We start from the raw sequence: 26,345 nt of genomic DNA on the forward strand, positions 1-26,345 counted from the left end.
GATTTAATTTAATCCATCCTTAGCATCCGCATTTAATATCCAGATTAAAGCTTTTTCTTTTGTCGCTCTAAAAATAGTGTTATGCTGTTCTTTTGGTTCATCTGAGTATTTCCATAGTAATTCTTTAGGTGCATTAGTCTCTAACGTCCTAGCTAAGTTATTAGCGTGAATTGAAATCGTTTCGGCATCAGAACCAGCAAACCAAAGTCTAGTAACTTTACTTGGTGAATTCTCTAAATAACGTTTAGAATTACGTTCTAAGTAATGATCATTCCACCATAATGACGGATCCATAGCAATATAAAAATCAAAAGTATCTGGATTAAGAAGAAACGTTTCCATTACAAACAAGCCAGCTAGAGATTCTCCAATTATACCTGTTTCATTCATCGTTCTATATTTACTATTAATGTCTACCATTAATTCTTCTTTAATAAAGGCTCTAAAATCTTTAGCGCCATCCGTTAATGGGCAATACTCTTCATCTGCTTTTACTTCAGAAGCACCAGATAAATCTTTTCTTCTATCTATGTTTTCTATGCCAACAAGGATAATTGGATCTATACTTTTATTTTCAACAAGTTTAGAAATCGTATTTGCAATATGTGGAAAATCCTCCATTACAATACCACCATCTGGCATATAAATTACCGGTAAAGAATCAGTACTCGTTTTATAATTTGGAGGTGTCCAAACGTTAATAACACGCGTTTCGTTTAGAATTGTAGATTCTATCTTAAAATTATCATGTGGAGGAATAGGATCGTTATACTGTGGTGCATTTGAGCAGCTATAAACAACAACACTAATTAGAAAACAACATATTAGATTTTTCATATTTTGAGTTTTTATTAATAGATTCTAAAATTTATTAAAAAATTGACTGTAAAACAATTAGCTAATAAAATGCACTAACTCTAGTATAAATTTGGTTATAGTTTAATGCTTAAAAACGATTAAGCTTATAATTCTATACGTTCCCCAATCTCTAACAACATTAAGTCCTTACCTTTATCGAAGAATTTACGTTTAGCCTCTTCATGATTAATCTCAATATACCCAAAGGTATCGAAATGATAACCTAGAATTTTATCACATTCAACAAAATCACTTGCTAAAATAGCATCATCAATTCCCATGGTAAAATTATCCCCAATCGGTAAAATAGCTAGATCGAGTTTGGTTTGCATCGGAATTAATTTCATGTCCATTGTCAAAGCGGTATCACCAGCGATGTAAATCGTTTTATGCTCACCTTCAATAATGAACCCACCAGGTTGTCCGCCATAGGAACCATCAGGAAATGACGAGGTGTGAATGGCATTGACATATTTAAGGTTCCCAAATTCAAAATCCCATGATCCACCATGATTCATAGGATGACCTTCTAAATCTTTGTTTTGGAAATGCGTTACAATTTCAAAATTAGAAATAATAATAGCACCTGTACGCTTAGCAATGGCTTCTACATCTAAAATATGATCTTGATGCGCATGTGTTACGAGAATATAATCGGCCTTAAGCGTATCTATATCTATCGCTGAAGCTTTGTCATTTCCTGTAATAAAAGGATCGACTAAAATATAAATATCTTTAATTTGAATACCTAAAGCGGCATGACCGTAAAATGTGATTTTCATAATTATATATTTACGTTATTGTAAAATCATAAATTGTCTTTTCTTTCCACCAGAACTCATCATAATAAATTTTCCATCTTGATAAGTTCCGTAAAAAGGTTGATAATAGGTTTTACCTTTATTATCCTGAATCTTGCTATATACGACTTCTCCAGAGCTGTTGTAAACAATATCGTAGAGTGATGACGATTCAAACCACCCTTTAGAAACTTTAGTTCTGCCATCATCCTTTTCGAGAAGATTTTTACCTGAATTTAAAAGAACATGCAATTCATCATTCTTTAAAAATGCATTATAGGAGGGTGAATTTGAGCGTTTGAAGATACTTCTTCCCCAATCTAAATTTCCAGAGACTCCAAATTTAAAAATAAGGATATCATCGTAATGATAGACGGTTTGCCAATAACCATTATTCATACCTGTAGAAACATAAGTTTGTGTGATATAAAACTCTTCAGCCAATAAATAGGTGTTTCCTTGTGAATCTTTTAAAACATAATCTATGTAAAAATTAGTCAGTTCTTTACCTTTTTCTTTTTTCTTGAGCCTTTTTTATCTCCATACAAATCTTCATATACATCTAAAGGTAACTCATAATTATTTTTACTAGTAACTGAGAAATTATCAGAATCAATGATAAAGTTACAGCCCCCTTTAATCTTACCAGTTCTTTTTTCTGAATAGAAACCAATGAGGTGCAGTTTATTATCAACTATTGAAATCCTTAAGTTTCTAATATGCTGATCATCGAGACTTATAGATATTTCTTCGTTAGCTTTTTCGGTAATTTTATTTAAAATAAAACTATAGTTAGCTTCTCCTTTTTTCTTTCTTTTTTACCATTTTCGTAAAGTTTTCCTAATACAAATACCACACCTTCGTCATTTATAGAAATATCATTATGTTGAAAGTATTTTTCTTCATGCTTTTGATAACTCTTAGTGTATATGTGCTCTAAGGTAGTGGCATCGAACACTCTTATGGCATAATCATTTACATCTTTATAAATATTATCTGTAGCCATTGCTAAATATTTTCCATTTGGAGATATATCTATACTGGTTTGACGATCTTTTCGATTACCAAATAAGAATCTTTTTTTTGCTACTGTAGCTTCGAATAATTTCTTTTTGCTATGTAATCCGCTTTTTATATTAAATGTATGACAGTAAACCAAACGCTCTTTTGCCTTAGGCGAAAACACCGTAAACACCTTAATCTCATATCCATAGACAACTTCGCCTATATACCTTTCCTTTTTGTCACTTTTTACTACTAGGTTGTGTGTTTTATTAAGGTCATTGTCAAAAACATCAAATAGTATATCATGCTTACTCTCTCTAACGATGCCTGTTAAACCATTTTCAGTAGTATGAATAGTTAATACATCTATAGCTTTTTCTTTATCCTTGTATTCTGCGCTTTCGCTAACATTTAAGGTTGTGTTTTGAGCATTAATAATTGTAAATGCAATTAATAGGATTAACGCAAATAGCTTTTTCATATAATTTATTTAGAATTACTAATTAAAGTGTTAAAATAAAAAACTTAAGCATCTATGCGCTTAAGTTTTATAATAATTTTTAATAATAACTATGTTTAAATCATCTAATACAAAATATAACCAACTCCTAAAAGTATTGACATTAGGAATGTAGATAATGCCAAAACCTTTAATTGACTATCGAAATCATTAGGTGTCTTTGCCGATTTTATCTTTTTAACATGAATTAATAAGGGTATAAAAGCAATTAAATACAGGAAATTATATGGCTCTACATAATACAATATTGAAAACAAAATGGTAACCAACATAGCGCCTAGAATAACCGCAAAGTGATAACGTTTGGCACCTTCTTTTCCTAACTTGATTGCTAATGTAATTTTCCCTGCATTGGTATCGGATTCAATATCTCTCATATTGTTTAAATTCAAGACTCCCACACTTAATAAACCGATCGAAATAGCAGGTAAAACAACAACATGATCTAAGGTATGTACAAAAAGTAAGTAGCTCCCAAACGTACTAACCAATCCAAAAAACACAAATACAAATACATCACCTAAGGCACGGTAGCCGTATGGAGAATCTCCCATTGTATAATTTAAAGCGGCATAAACTGAAAGTCCAGCAAGTAATAAAAATAATAAAATATATAAAATACTGCCAGAATCAAAGGCGCTCCAAATAAGGACCATTGTTAATATGATAACGATAATGATATTAAGTTTAATACCATCCATCATTTCATCTGGAGTAATGGCACCACTCTGTAGGGCACGCTGTGGACCTACACGCTCATCATTATCCGTTCCACGCATACCATCACCATAATCATTAGCTAAGTTTGATAGTATTTGTAAAGCAATTGTTGTGAATATCGCAAGAGCAAAAACCCATGGATTAAATTTTCCATTATAAAATGCAAAACAACCTCCAAGAATAATTCCAGAAACAGAAAGTGGTAACGTTCTTAATCTCATGGCAGAAAGCCACGGTTTAATTTTATTCATTTAATTACGTTTAGATTAAGGAATCCATTTTTTCGGAAAGTTAGGCTTCCTTTTTTCTAAAAAGGCATCTCTACCTTCTTTGGCTTCATCTGTCATATAAGCTAATCGTGTGGCTTCACCTGCAAATACTTGTTGACCAACCATGCCGTCATCGGTAAGATTCATCGCAAATTTCAACATTTTTATAGATGTTGGCGATTTGGCTAATATTTCTTGTGCCCATTCGTATGCGGTATCTTCTAATTCTTCATGAGGAATAACGGCATTTACCATGCCCATATCGTAAGCTTCTTGGGCAGAATAATTTCGTCCTAAGAAAAAGATTTCTCTTGCTCTTTTTTGGCCTACCATTTTTGCTAGATATGCAGAACCATAGCCTCCGTCAAAACTAGTGACATCGGCGTCTGTTTGTTTAAAAATAGCATGTTCTTTACTCGCTAGAGTTAAATCGCAAACCACGTGTAAACTATGGCCTCCACCTACAGCCCAACCTGGCACAACAGCAATAACGGCTTTTGGCATAAAACGAATTAAGCGTTGAACTTCTAATATGTTTAAACGATGGTAACCATCCTCTCCAACATATCCTTGATGTCCTCTAGCCTTTTGATCGCCTCCTGAACAGAAACTCCATATACCATCTTTGGTAGAAGGACCTTCTGCACTTAAAAGAACAACTCCAATATTTACATCTTCACCTGCATCATAGAAGGCGTCATAAAGTTCAGAAGTGGTCTTTGGACGAAATGCATTGCGTATATCTGGTCTATTAAATGCAATTCTGGCAACTCCATTGCATTTATGATAGGTTATATCTTCATAAGACTTGGCAACTTTCCAATCTATATGGCTCATATTTATCAGTATTTTAAGCGCAAAAGTAAGAAATTAATAATAATATGCTTGAGAGAATTTTCTTCTTGATTTTACTATGCAGGCATAGTATATTTGCGGCCAAAATATTAATATACAATGAATTATAATCCTAACCTACATAATGAAGCTTTTAAGGTCTACAAATTAAAGTTAGGAACCGTATATATTTACTCGAATTTTTTGGTATCAGAGTTTGATGAAGGTGCAGATATAACTTTCAAAAACTTTGATGAACTCGCATTTATAATAAAAACACATTTTGAGGATAGACCTTTTGGTTTTATAGCTAACAGAAAAAATTCTTATTCTATAAACCTTAGTGACGCCAAAGTATTTAACGAAACATTCAAGAACCTAAAAGCTTACGCCATAATTGTTTATAGCGACCTTACTGAACGTATTATTGAAATTGAAAGTCACTTCTTTAAATTCAACCGAAAAGTATTTAAAGATTTTGAAAACGCTATAGATTGGATTGAAGATTCCTTATCTAACCAAGAAAACGATTCTTATAATAAATAAATACCGTCTTCTTTTATTTCTATCTGGCGCTCTTTATATAACGAACCAACCGCTTTTTTAAAGCTCTTTTTACTCATCTGTAATAAGTCTTTAATCACTTCAGGATTCGATTTATCATGCACAGGTAAAAAGCCTCCATTGTCATGTAATTCGTTTAGAATATGCTCCGCATTTGGTTCAATATTTCTATAACCGATTTGATTTAATGAAATATCTAGCTTATTATCCTCACGGACTTTTTTAATCATTCCCTTAAATCTATCCCCTACACTAATATCTCTATAGATATCATCATTAAAAACCAGACCTAAGTGTGTTTTATTTACAATAACATTCATTCCTAACTCTGAAGGATGAGACACAATAAGGTCTACCTCGTCAAATTGAGCAACGGTCAGTTCTTTATTATCTAAAAAACGATTGGTTTTACTAGAGGCAACAAGTCGTTGAGATTCTTCATCTAAATAACAATGCACTAAATACCAACCACCAGATTTCATTTTAAAAGCTTGTTCTCTAAAAGGGCAAAATAATTCCTTCACCAAACCCCAATCTAAAAAAGCTCCGTAATCTGTAACTTGGTTACAACGCAACAAAGCAAAATCACCTTTTTTAATATAAGGTTGATCTGTTGTAGCAACTGGTCGTTCTTCGTTATCTAAATAAACAAAGACTTCAATTTTGTCACCTAATTCAAATACTTTAGGCACATATCTGTTAGGTAAAAGGACTTCACCATCTGCACCATCTCCCAAAAACAATCCTGGTTCGGTATCTCTTAAAATTTCTAACGTATTGTATTCTCCTAAATATATCATGTTGCAAAGGTAAATATATTTTAATGAGATTTTAAAAAGAAGTTGAATGTATAATTAATTATTTCGGCAAAAAAAAGCGTCATAATTAAAAAATTATAACGCTCAATCGTATTTTAAATTTTATCTATGAATAAACAGACTCTTTTTTGAAATGTACTGCTAATAAGTAATACACTACTACTCTATATTTTGATCTATTAGAACGCCCATATGTTTCCATTACAGAATCAATGGCTTTATCTAATTCAGCACCATCTTTTAATCCTAATTTTTTAATTAAAAAGTTATTCTTTACCGTTGCTAATTCTTTCTCATCAGAACCAGAAACTGTAGATGAATCTGCATTGTAAATTGAAGGACCTAAACCTATAGTTACTTTAGTTAATAAATCCATATCAGCATTAACACCACATTTATCTTTTAAATCCGCCGCATACTTTACGATTAAATCATCTCTTTTACTCATGTTTCTATTTGTTTTAAGTTATTAAATTAACAATGAAATTATACCATTTAAAGGTAACAATTTTTAGACACAATAAAAATCAAATAGTCACATCTTTACTGTTTTACATCATTTATTTAATATATTTAAAAAAATCTAAGAGAATCTTATCATTAAGACGCGATGGTGTAAAGATCTCCAACAATTTTGGCTTCCTAGCTCCTTTATAAAAGGATTCTAATTGCAGATCTAGCTCCTTTTCATTTTTAGCAACAACATATTCAAACCCATACATTTCAGATAATTGTTTGGCAGTTAAATGATGTTTGGTTTCAAAAAAACGATCGAAATTCTCTGTGTTTTTATCACCTGGTAAGATTCTAAAAATTCCACCTCCTTCATTATTAATCACAATAATTCTGAAGGTTTTTGGAATATAATTGTTCCAAAGTGCATTACTATCGTAAAAGAAACTTAAATCCCCTGTAACCAATGTGGTTCGTTTATCTGAGGCCACTGCAGCACCTATTGCTGTGCTTGTACTACCATCAATTCCGCTTGTGCCTCTATTACAAAACACATCAATACTTTTAGTTAATTGAAACAGTTGCGTGTAGCGTATAGCAGAGCTATTACCTACCTGTAGTTGACTTTGCTTCGGAATACTCTTTAAAACAGAATTGAAGGCCTTAAAATCCGAAAATGGAAGAGTTTGCAAATAATCCTCTTGTAATTTTCGTCGTTTTTGGCGCACCGCAAGCCACTGACTTTTATACGTGCTTTTTGTATGGTGTGTGACTTGAGGTAAGAATGAACTTAAAAATGTATCTGGACGTAGCTTAATATGCTTTTCTAAACAGAAAAAGGTATCATTTGCTCTTGTTAAACCAACATGGCAATGCAACTCTGGCTTATAGGTTCTTAAAAATATTTTTATTTTTTTGAAACAATTAAACCTCCAAATGTGATTAATATATCTGGTTGAAGAGCTTTTAAATCTTCTTCATCTAAGGGGGCAATTAACTTGTCAATGCCAGGAAAAAAATCAGCATGATTTAAATTAGAAGTCGTTTCAGTTAAGACTATAATACTATCATCATCCGCTATTTCCTGTATCCATTGTGCTTCAATAGAATTGGGTTCTAAAACACCAACCAAAATCATTTTCCGTTTAGCACTGTGCCAAACATCTAATAAGCTTTTAATTTCAAAACGATCTACCTTATCCTCTCTACTTTTAATTTTAAAAGGCTTTGGGTTTATAACTAATTCCTCTGTAGTTTCGTACAAAGGCTCATCAAATGGGCAATTAATATGAACTGGTCCTGAATTTAATTTTGAAACCGTAAGTGCATCATGAATTTCAGATTCATTATGTGTTTGTATATCTTTTTGAAGTCCTAAAAAACGCTCTAGCTTATTCTCTATACTTTTAAAAATTGCTCTTTCACTATCTATATGAGCATTTTCTCCTTCTTTTAAATCTAGTTTTAAATTGGCACTATACAACACATGTTCTCCATAGACATTTTTTTGTTTTATAGTTTGTCCATCACCAATATCTATCAAATGCTTTGGTCTGTCTGCAGATATAACAACTAATGGAACATTGCTATAATAGGCTTCTGAAACCGCTGGATAATAATTTAGTAATGCACTACCAGAAGTACAAACCACAGCAACTGGTTCTTGTAGTTGCTGGGCAATTCCTAATGCAAAAAATGCAGCACAACGTTCGTCAACTATACTGTAACACTTAAAAAAATCATCGTTAGTAAAACCAATAGTTAAAGGTGCATTTCTACTACCTGGAGAAATTATAATATGTTTTACATTATGCGTTTTGCATAAGGTAACTACGGTTTGGGATAAAGGTATTTTTGAGTACTTCATATAAATACAAAATTACCTAATAAAAGGAGATAATAAAATAGAGCTTCGACTAAAAATATAACTAATTATAAGTACATATTGTATTTAATTAAGTACGGTATTGATTGTGCCTGTTTTATTCACGGTTTCTTCCCATTCGTTATCTGGGTTAGAATCTTTGGTAATACCTCCACCTACATAGATATTTGCTTTGGCATCTTTGAGTTGCATACAGCGTAAATTCACGTAAAAATTAGACTGTGTTTTTACAACGGCGTAAGCATTATTTTCTACATTACGTCTATTGGTGTTACGGGTTCTACTTTGTTTTAGGTTTAATTCCCCTAAAAAACCAGTGTAATATTCTCGATTATAGTTTTCATTATTAAGAATGAAATCCTTTGCTTTAGCTTTAGAAAATCCACAAACCGCTGGAGTTGGATGTAAGGCTTCGATTATAGATTTTAAATCGGCACCATCTTTTAAAACACTGATAATTCTCGTTTTAAGATGTAATAAGTTTCCGGCTCTTACGGTATCTACTTCTGATACATTTATGTTTGAAGTATATGGTTTTAATTGTTCCGTAATATAATCCGTAACAATTTTCTGCTCTTCAAACTCTTTGTTTGTCCAAGTCGGTTCAGACTCTCTTTGGTAAGGCTGGGTTCCTGCTAAAGAAATTGTGGTGAGTCGTTTGCCTTCAACTTTTAATAATAACTCTGGTGTGGCGCCAATCCATAACCCTACTATAGGGTGATACCAACAGTACACCATTGCATTTGTATAGGTATTAAAAAGACGTTTAAAAATGGTTAATGGATTAGTATCTTGAAGTGATTTTGTTTCACAGCGTGATAACACTACTTTTTGTAAATCCTGATTTTTAATACTTTCAATACCTTTAGAAACTAAATCGATATGTTGAATTTTCTCAGTTTCACTTTGAAGAATCTCAGTAGGTTCAAAATCTTCAACTTCTAAATTACTAGTTGTTATTTCAGAATACAAACAATGCTCTTTTGGTAAAAGAATACTGTTTTGTTTAATATCAAAAGGAGCAAATAAAAATCCACTCTCTGTAAATGTTTCTGATTTATAAACAGAATCGTCCTCTTGCAACCAACATTTAATTATTGAATTAATTGGTCTACTGTAAACTACAAAAGGTAAATTATTTTTGTATTGCTGCTCTAAAGCATCAAAAAAGGATATAGCATCCATTACTTATTTCTTTTTTGGAAGTGAAATAGTAGATAACCTACATATTGAAATTAGATTATCTGCTTCGTCTGTCACTCTAATATCTAATAATTGCGTGGTACGTCCTTTATGTAAAAATGTCGCTTTAGCATAGATATAACCTTTAGTTACACTTTTTAAATGATTCGCTGTAATTTCTAAACCACGAACAAACATATTCTCCGTATCTATAAAAATATGCGAAGCAAAACTACCAACACTTTCTGCTAAAGCGGCAGTCGCTCCACCATGTAATACACCATCTGGTTGATATACTTTGGATGTTACAGGCATTCTGGCCACTAAAAAATCATCTCCAAAGTCCACCATTTCAATATCTAGGGTTTCCATTAAGGTGTTTTTGCTTGCTGAATTAGCTTTTGCTAAGAAATCCTCTTTAGTCATTTGCATATAAAAACAGTATTTTTGAATCGATTACAAAGATACAGAAACCGCCTAGAAAAATGAATTCACAAGAGAAAGAAATCTCATATACAAGTACCAACTCCTACTCTACTTTAAATACACTTACTGAGCGTACAAAAACGGTTTGGTTGGTGTGTCATGGCATGGGATATATGAGTCGTTATTTTCTTAAATACTTTAAAGGCTTAAATGCCGAAGACAATTATATTATTGCTCCACAAGCTCCGAGCAAATTTTATATACAACCAAAAATGCATGTTGGTGCTAATTGGCTAACACGCGATAATACCGAAACCGGAATGGAGAATATTCTAAACTATTTTGATGCCGTGTTAGAGGTTGAAAAAATTCCTGAAGATGTTAATTTTATCGTTTTCGGCTATTCACAAGGAGTCAGTGTCGCTATGCGATATATAGCAAAACGACAGCTACAATGTCAACAGCTTGTCCTCCATTCTGGCGGAATTCCGAAAGAATTAACTGCAGAAGATTATAAGTACCTAGCTAAAGACACCAAGGTAAAGTTGATTTATGGCACTGAAGATGACTATTTGGATGAACAAAGAATTCAACTAGAATCAGCACGTGCTACAAATCTATTTGGAGATAAGGTTTCTATTATGCCTTTTAAAGGAACACATGTGGTTAATATTGGGTTTATTAATAAATTAGTCTAAGAAAAATTTAAGCCACAAACCTCCTTTTAAAGATTATTCATAATTTCTTGCAATTGTCCTGCCTTTATAGGCTTTATAATATAGTCGGATATGTCGCTAATGTTCTTAGCTCTTTCTATATCTACAGGATCAACAGAAGAAGACACCATATAGATCGTGATTTTCTTGCTTAATTTAGGTTTTATTTTCACGTATTCTTCCATAAATTGAAAACCATCCATAATAGGCATATTAATATCTAAAAATATGATATCCGGAAGTTCTTCATTATTATAGAGGTTATCTATTAAAAACTCTAAGGCCTCTTCCCCATCTGAAAAAAGACTTATTTTTTTTCTAAATCAATGGACTTAAGTATTTTAACAATTGTAAATTGATAGATGTCGTCATCATCAATTACACATATATTGTAATTACTATTCATAATTAAAAAATTATTGTAAACGTTGTCCCTTTATTTACTTTACTCGATACATTAATAGCTCCACCCATAGCTTCAACTTGTGTTTTGGTCATATATAAACCCACTCCTTTAGCATCTGGATGTCTGTGAAATACTTTATTTAAACCAAAAATTTTATTACCATGTCTCTCTAAGTTTATACCTAAACCGTTATCCGTTATTGTTAATTTTATTTTCCCGTTGTGGTTTTCAGATTCTATACTAATGTGTGGGTCTCTATCTTTAGACCTGTATTTTATAGCATTTCCTATCAAATTAAGGAAAATACTTTCTAAATAAATTTTATCATAATTTATTAATGGCAATTTAGAAAAATCCGCTTTAATTATAGCACTAGTTTTTAATATTTCTCCACTTAAAATGTCCGTTGTGGTTCTCAACACGTCTTCAAACCTAATATCTTCTTTATTTCTAGAGTTATCACTTCTAATTTTTAATGCTTCTACTAATGTATTTAAGGTTACGGTAAGGTGATTAATAACGGCTTCGAATTTTTTAAACAAAAAGTCTTTTTCTTCAGTATCATCCGATTCTACATAAAACCCTAAAAGAGAATTCAAATTACTTACTGGCGCGCGAAGGTTATGAGACGTAATCTGTGCAAAATCTGCAAGTTGGCTGTTTTGAATAATCAACTTTTGTGCTAAGACTTCTAAATCATTTTTAGCATTTATTATTTTAGCTTGTGCTGATTTTTGTACTGTTATATCTCGTATAGCTGCCGAAACTAATAGGCCTTCTTCTGTTTGAAGCGGACTCAAACTTATTTGTATTGGTATTTCTATGCCGCTTTTATTAATGGCAAATAGTTCTTTTTCATTTCCTACTCCCATGGCTCTCACATTTCGGTTAGAGAAAAAGCCTTCACTATGAGATACATCTCCTTTAGGAGATTGTTTAGGAATCAGGATTTCAACTGATTTATTGATTAATTCTTCTGCTGAATAACCGAATAATTTTTCAGCTTGTTTATTAATAAGTTGAATATTTCTTTCTGCATTCACAATTACCATGGCATCTGGTGCGGACTCTAACAATCCTCTAAATTTGTTTTCTGCCATTCGCTGTGCCGTTACATCTTGGCAGGTCCCAATCATTTCAACTACATTACCTAAACTATCTAAAATAACTTCGGCCAAAAGCTGTATGGTTTTTACCGTTCCATCTACTAGTGTAATACGATGCATTAAATCAATAACTTCTTTATCGTTAATTGACTTCTCTACATGTGCTGTTACTCTTTCTTTATCAGCTGTATGAACAAAACTAAAATAGGTGTCATATGATACCGTTGTGTTTTCTTCAACTCCAAATATACTATAAAGGTTGGCGGACCATTCTACAGCATTTGTTATAAGATTCCATTGCCAATTCCCCATCATCGTTATCTTCTCTGCAAAAGTTAATAACTGATTCTTACGTAAAATTTCATTCTCCGCTTGTTTTTGAGCTGTTATATCTCTTATTGCTGCAGATAACAATAGTCCTTGTTCTGTTTGAAGTGGACTAAGACTTACTTGAATAGGAATTTCTTTACCGTCTTTATTTAAACCATATAATTCATTTCTTGCTGTTGTTAAACGTTTCTCAGGATCATTACTAAAAAAACTAGCACGATGTTCCGTATGCATGCCTTCAAATCTTTTAGGAATAAGCATTTCTACCTTCTTACCTATCAATTCGTCAATATGGTAGCCAAATAATTTTTCAGCTTCTTTATTAATTAATTGAATTTCATCATTTTCATCTACAATTACCATAGCATCTGGAGCGGATTCTAATAAGCCTCTAAACTTATTTTCCTCCATCTTTTGTTCGGTAATGTCTTGGCAAGTTCCCATCATTTCAAGAACTTCACCTTGCTCATTGAGTATAACTTCCCCTAAAAAATGAACTGTTTTTATTTTTCCACTACCTGTTACAATACGGTGTATAAAATTACTAGGAAACTTTTTTTCTAAGAACGAATCAGCTACATACTTAGCAATATACTCTTTATCGTCTGGATGAACATAACTGTAAAATGTATCATACCTTAGATTAGTTATACTTTCATCATGCTCAAATATTTTATACAAATTAGAAGACCATTTCAAGGTATCAGTTACAACGTCCCATTGCCAATTCCCCATCATGGTTATCCGTTCTGCAAAACTTAAAAAGTGGTTTTTACGGATAAGTTCTATTTCAGCCATTTTCTGAGCTGTTACATCTTGGCATGTACCTATAACTTCTGTAACATCACCAAAATCATTTGTAGTCACCTGAGCTAAAAGTTGAACAATTTTTATCGTACCATCTTTTAATTGAATTCGATGTGTTATATCCGTAAACGCCTTATCTTCAATAGTCTTTCGCATGTGTTCTGCTACACGATCCTTATCTTCTGGGTGCGAAAAATTAAGATATGTCTCTAGTGTTGTATGCGTATTTTCATCCAATTGAAAAATACGATAAAGGTTCGTTGACCATTTAACGGTATCATTTGCAATATCTACTTGCCAATTCCCCATCAGCGTAATTTCCTCTGCAAAATTTAGTATCTGATTTTTGCGTAACAGTTCATTTTGCGTAATTTTTCTGTCAGAAATATCATTTGCTACAGCTAAAAATCCTATTTTTTCTCCTTCATTATTTTTTATAGCCGTTAATGTTAATTCAACAGGAAACGTTGAGCCATCTTTTCTGCGATAGGTCCACTCTCTTGTATCGTACGCATTATGCTTTGATAATTCTAAATAAGGACTAAAACCATTGAGATCTTTGTTGTATTTATTAGCGATATCTTTCTTAAAATCTAAGAGTTCTTCCTCTAAATGATATATTTCTGGTTTCTTTAATCCAATCATTTCTGAAGCGGAATACCCTAGTAAAAATTCTGCGCCACTATTAAAATGGCTAATAACCCCATCATTATCAACCGATACAATGGCTAATGGCCCAGAATTAAATATGGCTTTTAATTGGGTGTGGGCATCAAATAATTCTCTTTCGGCAACATAAGCCGCTGTAACATCTTGGCAAGTACCAATCATTTCAATAATATTACCAAATATATCAGTAATGACTTCACCTAAAAGTTGTATTATTTTTACTTCTCCATTACCTGCTATTATACGATGTGTAAAACGTTTAAGGTTTTTCTCTGCTCGTGTTTGATCAAAATAATCGGTTACAATACCTTTATCTTCAGGATGTACAAAATTAAAATACGTATCAAAACTTAAATTCTCTATTTCTTTATCGAGTCCAAAAATATTATACATATTATTAGACCACTCTACCTTATTGGCAACCGTATCCCACTGCCAATTCCCTAATAAGGTAATCTCTTCTGCAAAATTTAATAATTGATTTTTTCGTATGAGTTCATTTTTAGCGACTTTTCTTTCGGAAATGTCAAATGCGACCCCTAAAAATCCTATTTTTTCACCTTGTTCATTTTTAATTGCAGTTAACGTTAATTCTACAGGAAACGTAGAACCATCTTTTCTTTTATACGTCCACTCACGTGTATCATATTCGTTTCTGTTTGCTAATTCTAAATAAGGATTAACACCCTCAGGATCTAAACCATACTTATCTGCTATATCAATTCTAAATTGGTTTAGTTCTTCTTCTAAATGATAAATCTCTGGTTCTTTTAATCCAATCATTTCAGAAGCAGAATAGCCTAATAAAAGTTCTGCTCCACTATTAAAATGGTTCAATACTCCATTATTGTCAGTAGACACAATAGCTATAGGGCCAGAATTAAAGATTGCCTTTAACTGCATGTGCGCTCTATTCAATTCTATTTCAGCAAGTTTAGCTGCAGTAATATCTTGGCTCGTACCGTTTATTTTGATAACCTCTCCATTATTGTTCATAATAACTTCACCTAGAGCCTCAATAGTTTTTATAACTCCATCTGCAGTTATAATTCGATGTGTAAACTTATGAAACGTCTTCTCTTCTATTATTTTATTTAAACATTTACTTACAAAATCTTGATCATCTGGATGAACTAAATTAAAATAAGTATCAAAATTTAAAAGGTCAGTATTTTTATCAAGGTTAAAAATGTTATATAAATTATTAGAACTTTCGATATTGCCAGTAACGATATCCCATTGCCAATTACCAAGTAAAGTGACCTCCTCTGCAAAATTTAAAAGTTGATTTTTTTGTAAGAGTTCGTTTTGGGCCATTCTTTTTTCTGAAACATCTGTAGAGACTCCTAAAAAACCAATAACTTTTCCTTTCTCGTCTTTTATGGATGTTAAGGTTAATTGAACAGGTATAATTGATCCATCTTTTTTAAGGTAGTGCCATTCTCGAGTATCGTAAGCATTATATTTTGCTAATTCTTCTTGCGCACTAAAACCGGTAAGACTTTTTCCATATTGTTTTGCAATATCCGCTTTAAATGTATCTAATTCTTCTCTGAAATGATACAAGATTGGTCTTTCTAAACCTATCATTTCATCTGCAGAATAACCTGTTAAGACTTCTGCGCCAGGATTAAACTTACTAATAACACCATCTCTAGTCGTCGCAACAATAGCGATCGCTTTAGAATTGAAAATGGCTTCTAACTCTGTATGCGCCTTATTTAAAGCTATTTGAGAAAGCTTCTTCTCATTTATATCTTGAAACACTCCAAAAACACGTACACATTTGCCATCTACAATCTCTGCCTGACCGATAGCGCGTGTCCAAACAATATTACCCTTTAATGTTACCAACTCTACTTCTACATCATAAGATGTACCATTTTCCATAGCGTCATTTACTGCTTTTTCAATAGTGTCTCTACTTTTTCCTTCTTTAAAAAATTGAATTGCAGTATCTAAATCTGGTTGAAAACCTTCAGATGCTTCGTGTATTTCGTAAACGATTTTACTCCAAAAAATGGTATTTTTTATTAAATCGATATCCCATGTTCCTATACGAGACACTTCATTGGATTTTTCTAATATTTTTTCTATACGAATTTTTTCATCTTCCTTTTCTTTTAAGTGTGTTATATCACCTGTATACATTAGCAAGCCTCCAATCTTACCTTCAGAAATATACCAAGGGCGTACATCCCAAAAAATCCACTGTACCGTTCCATCTGCGCGGATAAAGGGCGCTTCATCGCAAGTATCAATGGCTCCATTTAAACACTTTTGGTTATTCATCTTCCACTCCTCACCTATTTCTGGAAAAATATCATAATGGCTACGACCAATAATCTCTTCATTCTCCATTTTATAATCAGTGATCCAACGCTGAGATACCGCAATATATCTCATATCATTATCTAACATGGCAATAGCTGTTGGTGCTTGCTCAATAAATACTTTATTGTAAGCCTCTCTTTTTTCTAAATCTATTTTAAGACTTGTTAGCTCTAATAAATTATCTTTTATCTTGGTTTCAGATTTAGCTAGTTCACTATTTACTTCTACAAGCTTATCATTTTGTTCAAATAATTGCTTTAGTGCAGGAACTAAAACAAATAGGAATTCCCCCAATAATATTAATATCGCAATAAATGCGAGGATATAAATCGTTTGTAAAAGATTTTGAAGATTTTTATCAGCACTCTTTTGATATTCTCTAATTACAGACTGCATCGTTAAGAAATAAGGCAATTCTGCGTCTGCTATACTATTTACATCTTCGGCAATTAAATTTTTATTAGGATTATTTATAATATTCCTACTAGACGAAACTATTTTTTGTGATTGTCTACCCGTAACTTTAAGCAACGAGTCTAGTGCTTCACTTCCTTCTTGTTGTTTATTTACAGAATCTAAATAATGATGTGTGTTTTCAAATTCATCAACATAGTCTTTAAACGACCCTATTATTTCTGAACTGATCGTATCTCCATTAATACTTTCAAAAGAATAAACTAAGCTGTTCATACGTTCATTTAACATACACTGCTCAGATGCTTTATTAATTAATAAAGCTTCTCCTTTTTGATCATTAACGCTACTTTGAAGAATAAATAATATGGCTATAATGATTAATATAAATGTAGATATAAATAGTAAATACCTTTTTTTGATTGAATGTTCTAGTCTCTTCACAGTTTTTTAATAAATAAAATACGCCTGTCAAAATAAACAGAAACGTTTAAATACATTTGCTATAAAAAATATTTTAACTATAATATTTCCCGCATATATATTTAGACACATTCAATTCATTAAGAGTCACTTATAATAAAAAAAAGATGAATATGACTTGGGGTAATACAAATAGATAAAACGTTAAAATACAAAAATATTGTTAATTTATTTAAATGTCACACTTTAGTTAAGGTGAATTTATAAAAAAAGAACACCCTGAATAATGTTCTTAATTAATCCATTTTATAAAAGGGCAATAATAAATTTTCCCAAACCATTACATGAAAGATAATTGGAAGAGGATTAAATTTACACACAACCTAATGCTATTGAAATCAACACATTATATCGTCTTCTGTAGTGTTTTATTCTTTTCTTTTAAAATGGCTAATTGTTTTTCTAAAAATGAAATAGCCTGTTCTGTTTTATAACTCGATTTTGATGCAAAGTCTTCTAAATCTTGTTTAAATTTTTCTTTACCGGAAGCTGCAGCTTTAGACAAATCTTCTTTTACTTCTGTAAAATCACTAGTAATTTGATCTTTAATCTCTTTACCTTCTTTTTTAAGCTTATCTCTTGTAACACTTCCTTTTTCTGGTGCTAATAAAACTCCTGCCGCTGCTCCAATTAATGCTCCTAATACTATCGCTCCTTTATGAATCATAACTTTTTTATTTTAATTAAACGTGTTTAACTATATGTCTTAAAACCTACTAGTATGTTACAAACAAATTTAGTACCAAGTGTTTAGAGTAATAATAAAGATCTAAAATTTTAGTTTTTATTGATTATTTGACTTCAGTATTAAATTCGCCAAAATGCCAAAGTATGCCTGAAGGGTCGTGTAGGAAAAATTCATTTCCCCAATCATTACATACAATTTCTGAACATCTTACAGTAGCATACGTCTCAGTTATACCGCTTTTCTTTAGCTTTCCTAAATGATCTTGAACATTATCAACTTCAAGAAAAACCATGGTGTTATCTACCCAATCTTTTGCGTAATAATCTTGTAAATAAAAGGCGAACTCTCTAGTTTTAAAGACAGACATATTATGAGTAATGACAAATTCGTCAAATCCTAGATCGCGATAAAATTCTCTTGAAAGGTTGTAATCTTTAGAACCTATGAATGGTCTTATGGATTTTGGTTTTAATTTCATATATCTAAATTATAATTAATTTGATGATATTTAAATTTCATTAACCTTAGCCAACCGGAATTCTATAAATAGCTCGCGGATAATCAGACATTCTAACACCTTCTTTTTGCAATTCGGTTAAGGCATTTTTTGCAATCCATTGAGCTGATTTACTTTCTGATTTTAGAATTTCATTCGCGACTTCTATGGCTCTACGATTAAGATCAATATTTCGTTTACCTATATTTCTTAAAGTCCAATTAACTGCTTTTTTCACGTATACTCTGTCGTCATTGGCTTCGCGTTTTATAATTGCGAAAAACTGTTCAAACAAGTCGTTATCTGAAGTTTTATCTGCCATACAATAGGATGCTAAAGTGGCAAATGCTGCTCTTTTTTCAAATTCGGGCTCTCTCTGTGACCATTCTAATATTTTAGCTAATGCAAAATTGCTTTTTGAAAATAGCCCCATACAAAAGCTGTCGCAAATTTCCCAATTCTCAAAAGTCTTCACCCATTTTTCCATGAGGTCTTCTGTAACATCTTTGGGCTTAAATAGTTTGCTACATAATAGACGAGCTTCATAAATTCCGCTATCAAAAAGTTGTAAGGCCAATTTGTTATCCGTTCCAATTTCTTTGGCTATCACTTTTAAATCTTTGTGATATATACCTAACGAATTATTTGAGATAATCCCGAATTTCTTTGCCTTAAACTCCACTTTATCTTTGTCTTGCAAGTCATATAAGCATTCTATGATGTCATTATAGGTCATATAATCAATTTTATTTTTTAAAGTAATTGTAACTAAAGTATCCAAGTTGATTTTTTTTCAATAAATACGCTTTTTCTAAGGTATTAGTTACAGTATTTAAAGCCAAATCAAGTTGTAGAATAGCTTCATCAACATTATCGGTTTCTGCATAATAATCTGCTTTTGCAGCGTAATATAAATAGGCACGTTGCTCTAAATCTTCGGGTTCTAATTGTTTTAAATACGCATTTGCTATTTTATAATCCTTTGTCTGTATAGCAATAACGGCCATGGTTAGTAAGTGTGAAGGCATAGGTTGTAACGTATATAAAGCGTCGTACCAGTGTGAAATTTTATTCCAATTGGTGTCTTCAAATGTTTTAGCCTTTAGGTGTTCGGCAGCAATGGCAGCTTCATAATGATAACATGAAAAATATTCAGTTTCCACAGCTTTAAACATCATAGAATTGCCAAGTTCAATTAATGGCATATGCCATAAGGCTCTGTCTTGTTGTTTTAAATCTAGTACTTCATTATTGAGGTTTGTTTTGGCTTCTAATCTTGCCGAATGAAAACATAGTAAAGAAAAAAGCGCATAACACTCTGGCAGTTGAGTTTCTTTATGATTGAGCAATAATTGACATAAACGTAAGGATTCACCACATAAATCTTCTCGAATTAATTGGTCTTTACTATTTGAGTGAAACCCTTCATTAAAAATAAGGTATAACACTTCTAATACACTATCTAAGCGCTCTTGTAAGTTTTTACCTTGTGGTATATTGAATTGTAAATCGGCGTTTTTAATCGCCTTGCGAGCACGTAACAAACGTTTTTTAATCGTTTCTTCTTTGGTAAGTAATGCGGAAGCGATTTCTTTAATACTAAATCCGGAAACGGTTTTTAAGGCAAAAGAAATTCGGTCGCGAGGATCTAATTTAGGATGGCAAGCCGTAAATATCATTCTAAGTTGTGCATCTTCTATTTCTGAATCTAAAAACAACTCATTAATAGCAATAGCATCAGTACCTTGTGTAATATTGGGACTATTATTTTTTTGAGCTTTTAAAGTTCTAAAAATATCTAAAACTCTATTTTTAGCCGCTTTAGTTAACCAAGCTTCAGGATACTCTGGTTGTTCTTTTCTCCAGGACAAACTCGCTTTTATAAAGGTATCTTGCACAGCATCTTCAATAATATCGAGATGTTGCAATCCAAATATTCGTGTTAAAACAGAGACCATCTTTCCACTGTGATGGCGAAAAAGATGGTCTAATAGTTTTGGTTCCATTAACGATTATTGATCGAATACCATAATTTCACGAATTTCTACTGTATTCCCTAAATCATAATCCGGAAAATCTTTAGCAATCTCTTCAACCGCATCAAAATCCTTCGCTTTTATCAAATAAAAACCACCGACAATTTCTTTCACTTCCGCAGAAGTTAAATCGGTAACGGTTCTGTCTTTACCTGTAACACGTCTAATTTGAGGTGTTAATGCTTCACCTCCTTTTAAAATACCTGCTTTTTCCATTTTTGCTCCCCAAGCAAACCATTTTTCCATTCTGCTTTGTAAGTCTTCTGGTGACATGCCTAAATCAACATACTCTTTACCAACGAAAATCATCATAAAATCTTTCATAATTTTTTAAATTTAATAGTTATATCCTTATGACGTTTACCAAAAGATAAAAGAGGACAATTATTGAATAAAAAATTTAAAATAAAGATATAGACTTTTTTCTAAAATAGAAAAGTATTAATCGAAAGGTAAGGTATTAGGTGTGTAATAATATTGAAATTCTATAATTTCACCTGTATCTAAAGTATCGCGAGCCATAAGATAATAGCTTTCTCCAACATGATTACTAAAATACGATTTTGCGGCATGAAACGTAATAATATCACCCGGTTGGTAGTGCTTTACAGACTTAAAATCTTCGTCATTGTGGTAAGAGTCATCATTAACCTCCAAACTATAAGGACTAAAACGTAAGTTATCTTTATGCCAACGAACGGTACTAACCGCTTTTAATTTTTGTGGTATATTTAAAAACAACACATAAGGTTCTTCATTAGAAATGTCTTTTTTAGATTCATATAAAATGGAAAAAAGTATGCTTCCTATAAAAAGACAACCTAAAATCCCAATAATAATTATACTATATTTAAAGGTCTTTGAAGTTAGAGCCATTAATTAACTAATTTCTCTACAATAGCTTTTACTGGAAGAATCTCTGTGGTATGCTCTATACTTGGGCCAGCTACCCAAACCGTTTTGTAAGTCGCTTTTTTCGCTGCTTTCTCTGTCGCTTTCATCCCTATTGAAAAACGAATCATTTTCACCCATTTTTTTAAGCTCTTGTTTTTATTTAAAAGATTTTCAATCCACGTCGCTTTTGTGCCTATTTTTTGAACATAAGGTGTATTGATTACGGTACAAGGAGTGCCAGATATACGTTCTGTCATTATAATGTCTTTGGCACCATAATTTACACAAGCTTGTTTATAATCGTCCGTTACACCACCTTCTATTGATGCAATAAACGGACTACCAACGGAAACTCCTGCGGCACCATAGCTTAACATTTTATCGATGTCGGCTTTGCAGCCTACTCCACCTGCAGAAATTACAGGAATTGATAATTCTTTATTTAATAAACTCGTTAATTCTTCTGGTGATAAATTTCCTCTGTGTCCACCAGCTTCATTATTAACAGCTATTGCAGCATCAGCGCCTAATTGTTCTACTTTTTTGGCAAATCTCAAATCGGTAACATCACAAAACACTTTTATACCTACAGCATGTGCTTGTTTAATTGTTTCTTCAGGACTTCCTAAAGATGTAATTATAAAGTCACAACCTTCTTCGCAAATTACTTCTAATTGTCCTTTATATTTAACGTTAGATTTATTCACAATTAGATTAAATCCAAACGAACCACCTTCAACTTTATTAGCCTTAAGCGCTTTTAGAGCAGCTCTTAACTCGTCTAAAGTTCTGTAATTTAATGCTGGAATACAACCTGCAATTCCCGCTTTCATAGCTTCTGTTACCATAGCAACATTAGAGACTAAAAACATTGGTGCTTGAATAATTGGGTGCTTAATATCGAGTAATTCAGTTAGTTTGGTTTGCATAGTTTTTTGCTAATAAAATGAAAAACGTATTAATATAACTTGATTATATGATTACAAATATAAAGTAATTTATTATGCGTGCATAATAGTTGATTGCGAATTATAAAAAAGAACTGACTATTATTAAGATAACAATAAAATTAGCGCTATAAATTACAAAATCACAATCTGGAAGTCATACTATTAATTTACAAAGACTTGAATTATTCTAAAAATCGATAATAGCCACACTTTAAATAGGCTCCTTCAGGGAATGCTATAGGGTGATCACTATCGTGTTTGGTTTTTAGTTCTGTTTCAAAAAGTCTTGATTGAGAATTTAAGACTTGAGAGTTTAAGTCGAAAAAAGCTTGCGCCAATACTCTAGAGGAACACGATGCTAAAACTAAAAGGCCGTTTTTAGCCGTAAGCTTCTCACCTAGTTCGGCTAGTTGCGCATATTTCTTTTTCGCTAAATCAATCTCAGATTGTTGCTTAGCAAAACTTGGAGGATCGATTACTACAACATCAAAGGTTTTACCTTTTGCTATTAACGCTTTCATTTCTGCAAATGCATCACCTGAGATGGTTTTATGCTGACCTGTATAAGCATTTAACTTTCCATTTTCGCGAGCCATATCTAATGCTTGCTTACTTATATCTAAACTTGTAACATCGGTTGCACCCTTTGCTAAAGCGTGAACTGAAAATCCACCAGCATAAGAAAACACATCTAAAACTGATTTGCCTTTGCTTAATTCGCCTACTCGTCTTCTATTATCTCTATGATCTAAAAAATAGCCTGTTTTATGACCTTTTATAACGTTGGCAGAAAAATTGACACCATGCTCTACAAATTTCACGACTTCATTATCTAACGTACCGTAAATGACTTCTCCATCTTTTAAAGCATGTTTATCACTATGTTGTAAACTTCTACTTAAACGCATTACCATGGTTTCAGCCTTTGAAATTTGTTGTAAACTCTCTAGAATAGGTTTTAAATAAGGCAACCATATTTCAGAATATACTTTTACAACTAATACGGAATCATAAACATCAGCAATTAACCCAGGGAAACCATCATTTTCACCAAATAATAAGCGATAACTATTGGTGTTGGTTAGAAGTAATTCTGAACGTTTCTTAAAAGCCAATACAATTTTATGATGAAAAAAAGCAGCATTAACCTCAACTTTAATGTCAGCATTGTGGATAATTTTAATACGGATTGGAGAATCAGCATCATATAACCCTAAACCAACGACTTTGTTTTTATTCTTGCTAAAAATTATGGCTAAATCACCTGTTTCTGCTTCATCGTTTATTTTTACAATACTATTAGAAAACACCCAAGGATGTCCTTTTACAACGAATTGTTCTCCTTTAGCATTGAGTTTTACAGCTAATCGTTTAGGTACGTAATTAGAATGTATGTAATCTGAAAAAGACATGTTTATATTTTTGGCTTCGAAAGTACGAAACTAAATGACAATGTTTTTAATGAGAACTCAGGAATCTGACATTTTAAAACAAAAAAACGCAATCAAATTAATGATTGCGTTTTTTACTCTATAATATTAGTCTTTAGCTTCTTCAAGCTTCTGACTTTAATTTTTGTTGAGATCCCAAAACAACTTTTGCAAAAAAGCGAAAGTTGGTTCTCTGCTTACTTAACTTCTTCGAAGTCTACATCTTCAACATCACTACTATCATCAGCAGCTTGTCCTTTTGCACCTGCACCTGCGTCAGTTGGTCCACCTTCTGGTGCTCCACCTTCTGCTTGTGCTTTATACATTTCTTCACTTGCTACTTTCCATGCTTCGTTGATTTTATCTAAAGCTGGAGTGATCACTGCGATATCTTTTGTTTCGTATGCTGTTTTCAATTCTTCAAGCGCTGATTCAATTGGTGCTTTTTTATCATCAGATAATTTATCACCGAATTCTTTCAACTGACTTTCTGTTTGAAAAATCATTGCATCCGCTTCATTCAATTTATCAGCAGTTTCTTTTGCTTTCGCATCAGATTCAGCATTTGCCTCTGCATCAGCTTTCATCTTTTGAATTTCCTCTTCTGTTAATCCAGATGACGCTTCAATTCTGATATCTTGAGTTTTGTTTGTTGCTTTATCTGTAGCAGATACTTTAATGATACCATTGGCATCAATATCAAACGTTACTTCAATCTGAGGTGTTCCTCTTCTTGATGGTGGAATTCCGTCTAAGTGGAAACGACCAATCGTTTTGTTATCTGCTGCCATTGGACGTTCACCTTGTAATACGTGAATTTCTACTGATGGCTGATTGTCTGCTGCTGTTGAGAATACTTGCGATTTCTTAGTAGGAATCGTAGTGTTAGACTCAATTAACTTTGTCATTACATTACCCATAGTTTCAATACCTAATGATAATGGAGTAACGTCTAATAAAAGAACATCCTTTACATCACCAGATAAAACACCACCTTGGATCGCTGCACCTAAAGATACAACCTCATCAGGGTTAACACCTTTACTTGGAGCTTTTCCGAAGAACGTTTCAACTGCATTTACAACCGCAGGAATACGTGTAGAACCACCAACTAAAATAACTTGGTCAATATCGGATTTTGATAAACCTGCTGCTTTTAAAGCAGAAGCACATGGCTCAATAGTACGTTTGATTAAATCGTCAATTAACTGCTCAAATTTAGAACGTGTTAACGTACGTACTAAGTGTTTTGGTCCACTAGCTGTAGCTGTAACGTAAGGTAAGTTGATTTCTGTTTGTGCAGAAGAAGATAATTCAATCTTCGCTTTTTCAGCTGCTTCTTTTAAACGTTGTAAAGCCATTGGGTCTTTACGTAAATCCATAGACTCGTCAGCGATAAACTCTTCAGCTAACCAATCGATAATACGTTGATCAACATCATCACCACCTAAGTGTGTATCACCATCTGTAGATAATACTTCAAATACACCATCACCTAATTCTAAAATAGATACATCATGTGTTCCACCACCAAAATCAAATACTACGATTTTTTGGTCTACACCTTTTTTGTCCATTCCGTATGCTAATGCTGCAGCTGTTGGTTCGTTGATAATTCTACGAACTTTAAGACCTGCAATCTCACCAGCTTCCTTTGTAGCCTGACGTTGTGCATCGTTAAAATATGCTGGTACTGTAATTACAGCTTCTGTAACATCAGTTCCTAAATAATCTTCAGCAGTTTTCTTCATTTTCTGAAGCACCATTGCAGATAATTCTTGAGGTGTATATAAACGACCATCGATATCTACTCTTGGAGTATCGTTGTCACCTTTTACCACTTTATATGGTACACGCTCTGCTTCTTTTTTAGATTCAGAATACTTATTACCCATAAAACGCTTAATAGAATAAACCGTTTTTGTTGGGTTAGTAACTGCTTGTCTTTTTGCTGGATCTCCAACTTTAATTTCACCACCTTCTACGAAAGCGATAACAGAAGGTGTTGTTCTTTTACCTTCAGCGTTTGGGATTACAACTGGCTCATTCCCTTCCATTACAGAAACACAAGAGTTGGTTGTACCTAAATCAATTCCAATAATCTTACTCATAATAAATATATATGTTTTGTTGTGTTATAATTTTTTAGACTCGATAAGTATTAGTCAATGATTATGCCATGGCAAAAAATATGACATGATGTCACTTTAATAAATGGTTATCAGTTACAATGTCTCATAATACTTAAAAAA

23 protein-coding genes and 1 pseudogene are annotated in these 26,345 nt (G+C 32.5%); 2 read left to right on the plus strand and 22 right to left on the minus strand.

The genetic code is table 11. The features are described 5' to 3' along the window. Nucleotides 1-3 precede the first annotated feature (3 nt). From ADIWIN_RS15890 to ADIWIN_RS15915, 6 genes are all read right to left on the minus strand, one after another. Complete coding sequence (locus ADIWIN_RS15890) at nt 4-837, minus strand: alpha/beta hydrolase (RefSeq protein ID WP_020894542.1); 834 nt, start codon at nt 835-837, stop codon at nt 4-6. A 125-nt stretch (nt 838-962) separates the two neighbouring features. After that, nucleotides 963-1,640 (minus strand): metal-dependent hydrolase, encoded by a 678-nt coding sequence (locus ADIWIN_RS15895; RefSeq protein WP_020894543.1) that lies wholly within the window; start codon nt 1,638-1,640, stop codon nt 963-965. A 15-nt stretch (nt 1,641-1,655) separates the two neighbouring features. Beyond that, complete coding sequence (locus ADIWIN_RS15900) at nt 1,656-2,102, minus strand: hypothetical protein (RefSeq protein WP_020894544.1); 447 nt, start codon at nt 2,100-2,102, stop codon at nt 1,656-1,658. Between the two features lie 331 nt (nt 2,103-2,433). Next, nucleotides 2,434-3,144 carry a hypothetical protein gene (locus ADIWIN_RS15905; protein ID WP_020894545.1) on the minus strand — a complete coding sequence of 237 codons (711 nt, stop codon included), beginning with the start codon at nt 3,142-3,144 and terminating at the stop codon, nt 2,434-2,436. Nucleotides 3,145-3,248: 104 nt separating this feature from the next. Continuing rightward, entirely contained in the window at nt 3,249-4,154 is a 906-nt protein-coding gene (menA, locus tag ADIWIN_RS15910) for a 1,4-dihydroxy-2-naphthoate octaprenyltransferase (protein ID WP_020894546.1), read from the minus strand. A 15-nt stretch (nt 4,155-4,169) separates the two neighbouring features. Then, on the minus strand, nt 4,170-5,009 hold the full coding sequence (locus tag ADIWIN_RS15915) for a 1,4-dihydroxy-2-naphthoyl-CoA synthase (protein WP_020894547.1): 840 nt from the start codon (nt 5,007-5,009) through the stop codon (nt 4,170-4,172). 117 nt (nt 5,010-5,126) lie between these two features. Here ADIWIN_RS15915 and ADIWIN_RS15920 point away from each other — a divergent pair, with 117 nt between their 5' ends. Continuing rightward, nucleotides 5,127-5,552 (plus strand): STAS/SEC14 domain-containing protein, encoded by a 426-nt coding sequence (locus tag ADIWIN_RS15920; protein ID WP_040757613.1) that lies wholly within the window; start codon nt 5,127-5,129, stop codon nt 5,550-5,552. Here the strand turns inward: ADIWIN_RS15920 and ADIWIN_RS15925 are convergent. The 5 genes and pseudogenes from ADIWIN_RS15925 to ADIWIN_RS15945 form a co-directional block, all read right to left on the minus strand. Beyond that, nucleotides 5,540-6,370 (minus strand): CvfB family protein, encoded by an 831-nt coding sequence (locus tag ADIWIN_RS15925; RefSeq protein ID WP_020894549.1) that lies wholly within the window; start codon nt 6,368-6,370, stop codon nt 5,540-5,542. The two genes, ADIWIN_RS15920 and ADIWIN_RS15925, sit on opposite strands and share 13 nt — an antisense overlap. Before the next feature lie 124 nt (nt 6,371-6,494). Continuing rightward, nucleotides 6,495-6,836 carry a DUF2853 family protein gene (locus ADIWIN_RS15930; RefSeq protein ID WP_020894550.1) on the minus strand — a complete coding sequence of 114 codons (342 nt, stop codon included), beginning with the start codon at nt 6,834-6,836 and terminating at the stop codon, nt 6,495-6,497. A gap of 112 nt (nt 6,837-6,948) precedes the next feature. Next, a pseudogene (gene menD, locus ADIWIN_RS15935) lies at nt 6,949-8,708 on the minus strand (2-succinyl-5-enolpyruvyl-6-hydroxy-3-cyclohexene-1-carboxylic-acid synthase). A gap of 84 nt (nt 8,709-8,792) precedes the next feature. Then, complete coding sequence (locus tag ADIWIN_RS15940) at nt 8,793-9,911, minus strand: chorismate-binding protein (RefSeq protein ID WP_020894553.1); 1,119 nt, start codon at nt 9,909-9,911, stop codon at nt 8,793-8,795. A gap of 3 nt (nt 9,912-9,914) precedes the next feature. Next, the gene (locus ADIWIN_RS15945) at nt 9,915-10,340 is read right to left on the minus strand and encodes a PaaI family thioesterase (protein WP_020894554.1); all 426 of its coding nucleotides are present in this window, start codon (nt 10,338-10,340) and stop codon (nt 9,915-9,917) included. Nucleotides 10,341-10,393: 53 nt separating this feature from the next. Between ADIWIN_RS15945 and ADIWIN_RS15950 the strand changes: the two genes are divergently transcribed. Then, entirely contained in the window at nt 10,394-11,032 is a 639-nt protein-coding gene (locus ADIWIN_RS15950; RefSeq protein WP_020894555.1) for an alpha/beta hydrolase, read from the plus strand. A gap of 26 nt (nt 11,033-11,058) precedes the next feature. Here ADIWIN_RS15950 and ADIWIN_RS15955 read toward each other — a convergent pair whose 3' ends face one another. The 11 genes from ADIWIN_RS15955 to dnaK all read right to left on the minus strand — a co-directional run bounded on the left by ADIWIN_RS15955 (nt 11,059) and on the right by dnaK (nt 26,204). Beyond that, a complete protein-coding gene (locus ADIWIN_RS15955; protein WP_316929659.1) occupies nt 11,059-11,361 on the minus strand; it encodes a response regulator in 303 nt (100 codons plus the stop codon). Nucleotides 11,362-11,458: 97 nt separating this feature from the next. Further along, a complete protein-coding gene (locus ADIWIN_RS15960) occupies nt 11,459-17,560 on the minus strand; it encodes a PAS domain-containing sensor histidine kinase (RefSeq protein WP_040757614.1) in 6,102 nt (2,033 codons plus the stop codon). 385 nt (nt 17,561-17,945) lie between these two features. Next, nucleotides 17,946-18,266: a YtxH domain-containing protein gene (locus ADIWIN_RS15965; protein ID WP_020894558.1), complete on the minus strand. Its 321-nt coding sequence runs from the start codon at nt 18,264-18,266 to the stop codon at nt 17,946-17,948. Between the two features lie 124 nt (nt 18,267-18,390). Beyond that, entirely contained in the window at nt 18,391-18,765 is a 375-nt protein-coding gene (locus tag ADIWIN_RS15970) for a VOC family protein (RefSeq protein WP_020894559.1), read from the minus strand. A 46-nt stretch (nt 18,766-18,811) separates the two neighbouring features. After that, nucleotides 18,812-19,564, minus strand: coding sequence for a DNA alkylation repair protein (locus tag ADIWIN_RS15975; protein ID WP_200859823.1), 753 nt, complete (start codon nt 19,562-19,564; stop codon nt 18,812-18,814). Next, nucleotides 19,530-20,789 (minus strand): RNA polymerase sigma factor, encoded by a 1,260-nt coding sequence (locus tag ADIWIN_RS15980; RefSeq protein ID WP_051155485.1) that lies wholly within the window; start codon nt 20,787-20,789, stop codon nt 19,530-19,532. Before ADIWIN_RS15980 ends, ADIWIN_RS15975 begins: the two co-directional genes overlap by 35 nt. Before the next feature lie 6 nt (nt 20,790-20,795). Further along, nucleotides 20,796-21,143, minus strand: a complete 348-nt coding sequence (locus tag ADIWIN_RS15985) for a YciI family protein (protein WP_020894562.1) — start codon at nt 21,141-21,143, stop codon at nt 20,796-20,798. 117 nt (nt 21,144-21,260) lie between these two features. Next, the gene (locus ADIWIN_RS15990; RefSeq protein ID WP_020894563.1) at nt 21,261-21,695 is read right to left on the minus strand and encodes a hypothetical protein; all 435 of its coding nucleotides are present in this window, start codon (nt 21,693-21,695) and stop codon (nt 21,261-21,263) included. Further along, nucleotides 21,695-22,642 (minus strand): NAD(P)H-dependent flavin oxidoreductase, encoded by a 948-nt coding sequence (locus ADIWIN_RS15995; protein ID WP_020894564.1) that lies wholly within the window; start codon nt 22,640-22,642, stop codon nt 21,695-21,697. Before ADIWIN_RS15995 ends, ADIWIN_RS15990 begins: the two co-directional genes overlap by 1 nt. A 203-nt stretch (nt 22,643-22,845) precedes the next feature. Continuing rightward, nucleotides 22,846-24,075, minus strand: coding sequence for a class I SAM-dependent rRNA methyltransferase (locus tag ADIWIN_RS16000; protein ID WP_020894565.1), 1,230 nt, complete (start codon nt 24,073-24,075; stop codon nt 22,846-22,848). Nucleotides 24,076-24,290: 215 nt separating this feature from the next. Continuing rightward, nucleotides 24,291-26,204, minus strand: a complete 1,914-nt coding sequence (gene dnaK, locus ADIWIN_RS16005) for a molecular chaperone DnaK (RefSeq protein ID WP_020894566.1) — start codon at nt 26,202-26,204, stop codon at nt 24,291-24,293. Nucleotides 26,205-26,345 lie beyond the last annotated feature (141 nt).

Origin of the sequence: Winogradskyella psychrotolerans RS-3 (assembly GCF_000427335.1) — a bacterium.
Classification (GTDB): domain Bacteria; phylum Bacteroidota; class Bacteroidia; order Flavobacteriales; family Flavobacteriaceae; genus Winogradskyella; species Winogradskyella psychrotolerans.

Coding starts and splice junctions, on each gene's coding strand:
- ADIWIN_RS15890 (WP_020894542.1), bottom strand. CDS start 837: ATGAAAAATCTAATATGTTGTTTTCTAATTAGTGTTGTTGTTTATAGC.
- ADIWIN_RS15895 (WP_020894543.1), bottom strand. CDS start 1,640: ATGAAAATCACATTTTACGGTCATGCCGCTTTAGGTATTCAAATTAAA.
- ADIWIN_RS15905 (WP_020894545.1), bottom strand. CDS start 3,144: ATGAAAAAGCTATTTGCGTTAATCCTATTAATTGCATTTACAATTATT.
- menA (WP_020894546.1), bottom strand. CDS start 4,154: ATGAATAAAATTAAACCGTGGCTTTCTGCCATGAGATTAAGAACGTTA.
- ADIWIN_RS15915 (WP_020894547.1), bottom strand. CDS start 5,009: ATGAGCCATATAGATTGGAAAGTTGCCAAGTCTTATGAAGATATAACC.
- ADIWIN_RS15920 (WP_040757613.1), top strand. CDS start 5,127: ATGAATTATAATCCTAACCTACATAATGAAGCTTTTAAGGTCTACAAA.
- ADIWIN_RS15925 (WP_020894549.1), bottom strand. CDS start 6,370: ATGATATATTTAGGAGAATACAATACGTTAGAAATTTTAAGAGATACC.
- ADIWIN_RS15930 (WP_020894550.1), bottom strand. CDS start 6,836: ATGAGTAAAAGAGATGATTTAATCGTAAAGTATGCGGCGGATTTAAAA.
- ADIWIN_RS15940 (WP_020894553.1), bottom strand. CDS start 9,911: ATGGATGCTATATCCTTTTTTGATGCTTTAGAGCAGCAATACAAAAAT.
- ADIWIN_RS15945 (WP_020894554.1), bottom strand. CDS start 10,340: ATGCAAATGACTAAAGAGGATTTCTTAGCAAAAGCTAATTCAGCAAGC.
- ADIWIN_RS15950 (WP_020894555.1), top strand. CDS start 10,394: ATGAATTCACAAGAGAAAGAAATCTCATATACAAGTACCAACTCCTAC.
- ADIWIN_RS15965 (WP_020894558.1), bottom strand. CDS start 18,266: ATGATTCATAAAGGAGCGATAGTATTAGGAGCATTAATTGGAGCAGCG.
- ADIWIN_RS15970 (WP_020894559.1), bottom strand. CDS start 18,765: ATGAAATTAAAACCAAAATCCATAAGACCATTCATAGGTTCTAAAGAT.
- ADIWIN_RS15980 (WP_051155485.1), bottom strand. CDS start 20,789: ATGGAACCAAAACTATTAGACCATCTTTTTCGCCATCACAGTGGAAAG.
- ADIWIN_RS15985 (WP_020894562.1), bottom strand. CDS start 21,143: ATGAAAGATTTTATGATGATTTTCGTTGGTAAAGAGTATGTTGATTTA.
- ADIWIN_RS15990 (WP_020894563.1), bottom strand. CDS start 21,695: ATGGCTCTAACTTCAAAGACCTTTAAATATAGTATAATTATTATTGGG.
- ADIWIN_RS15995 (WP_020894564.1), bottom strand. CDS start 22,642: ATGCAAACCAAACTAACTGAATTACTCGATATTAAGCACCCAATTATT.
- ADIWIN_RS16000 (WP_020894565.1), bottom strand. CDS start 24,075: ATGTCTTTTTCAGATTACATACATTCTAATTACGTACCTAAACGATTA.
- dnaK (WP_020894566.1), bottom strand. CDS start 26,204: ATGAGTAAGATTATTGGAATTGATTTAGGTACAACCAACTCTTGTGTT.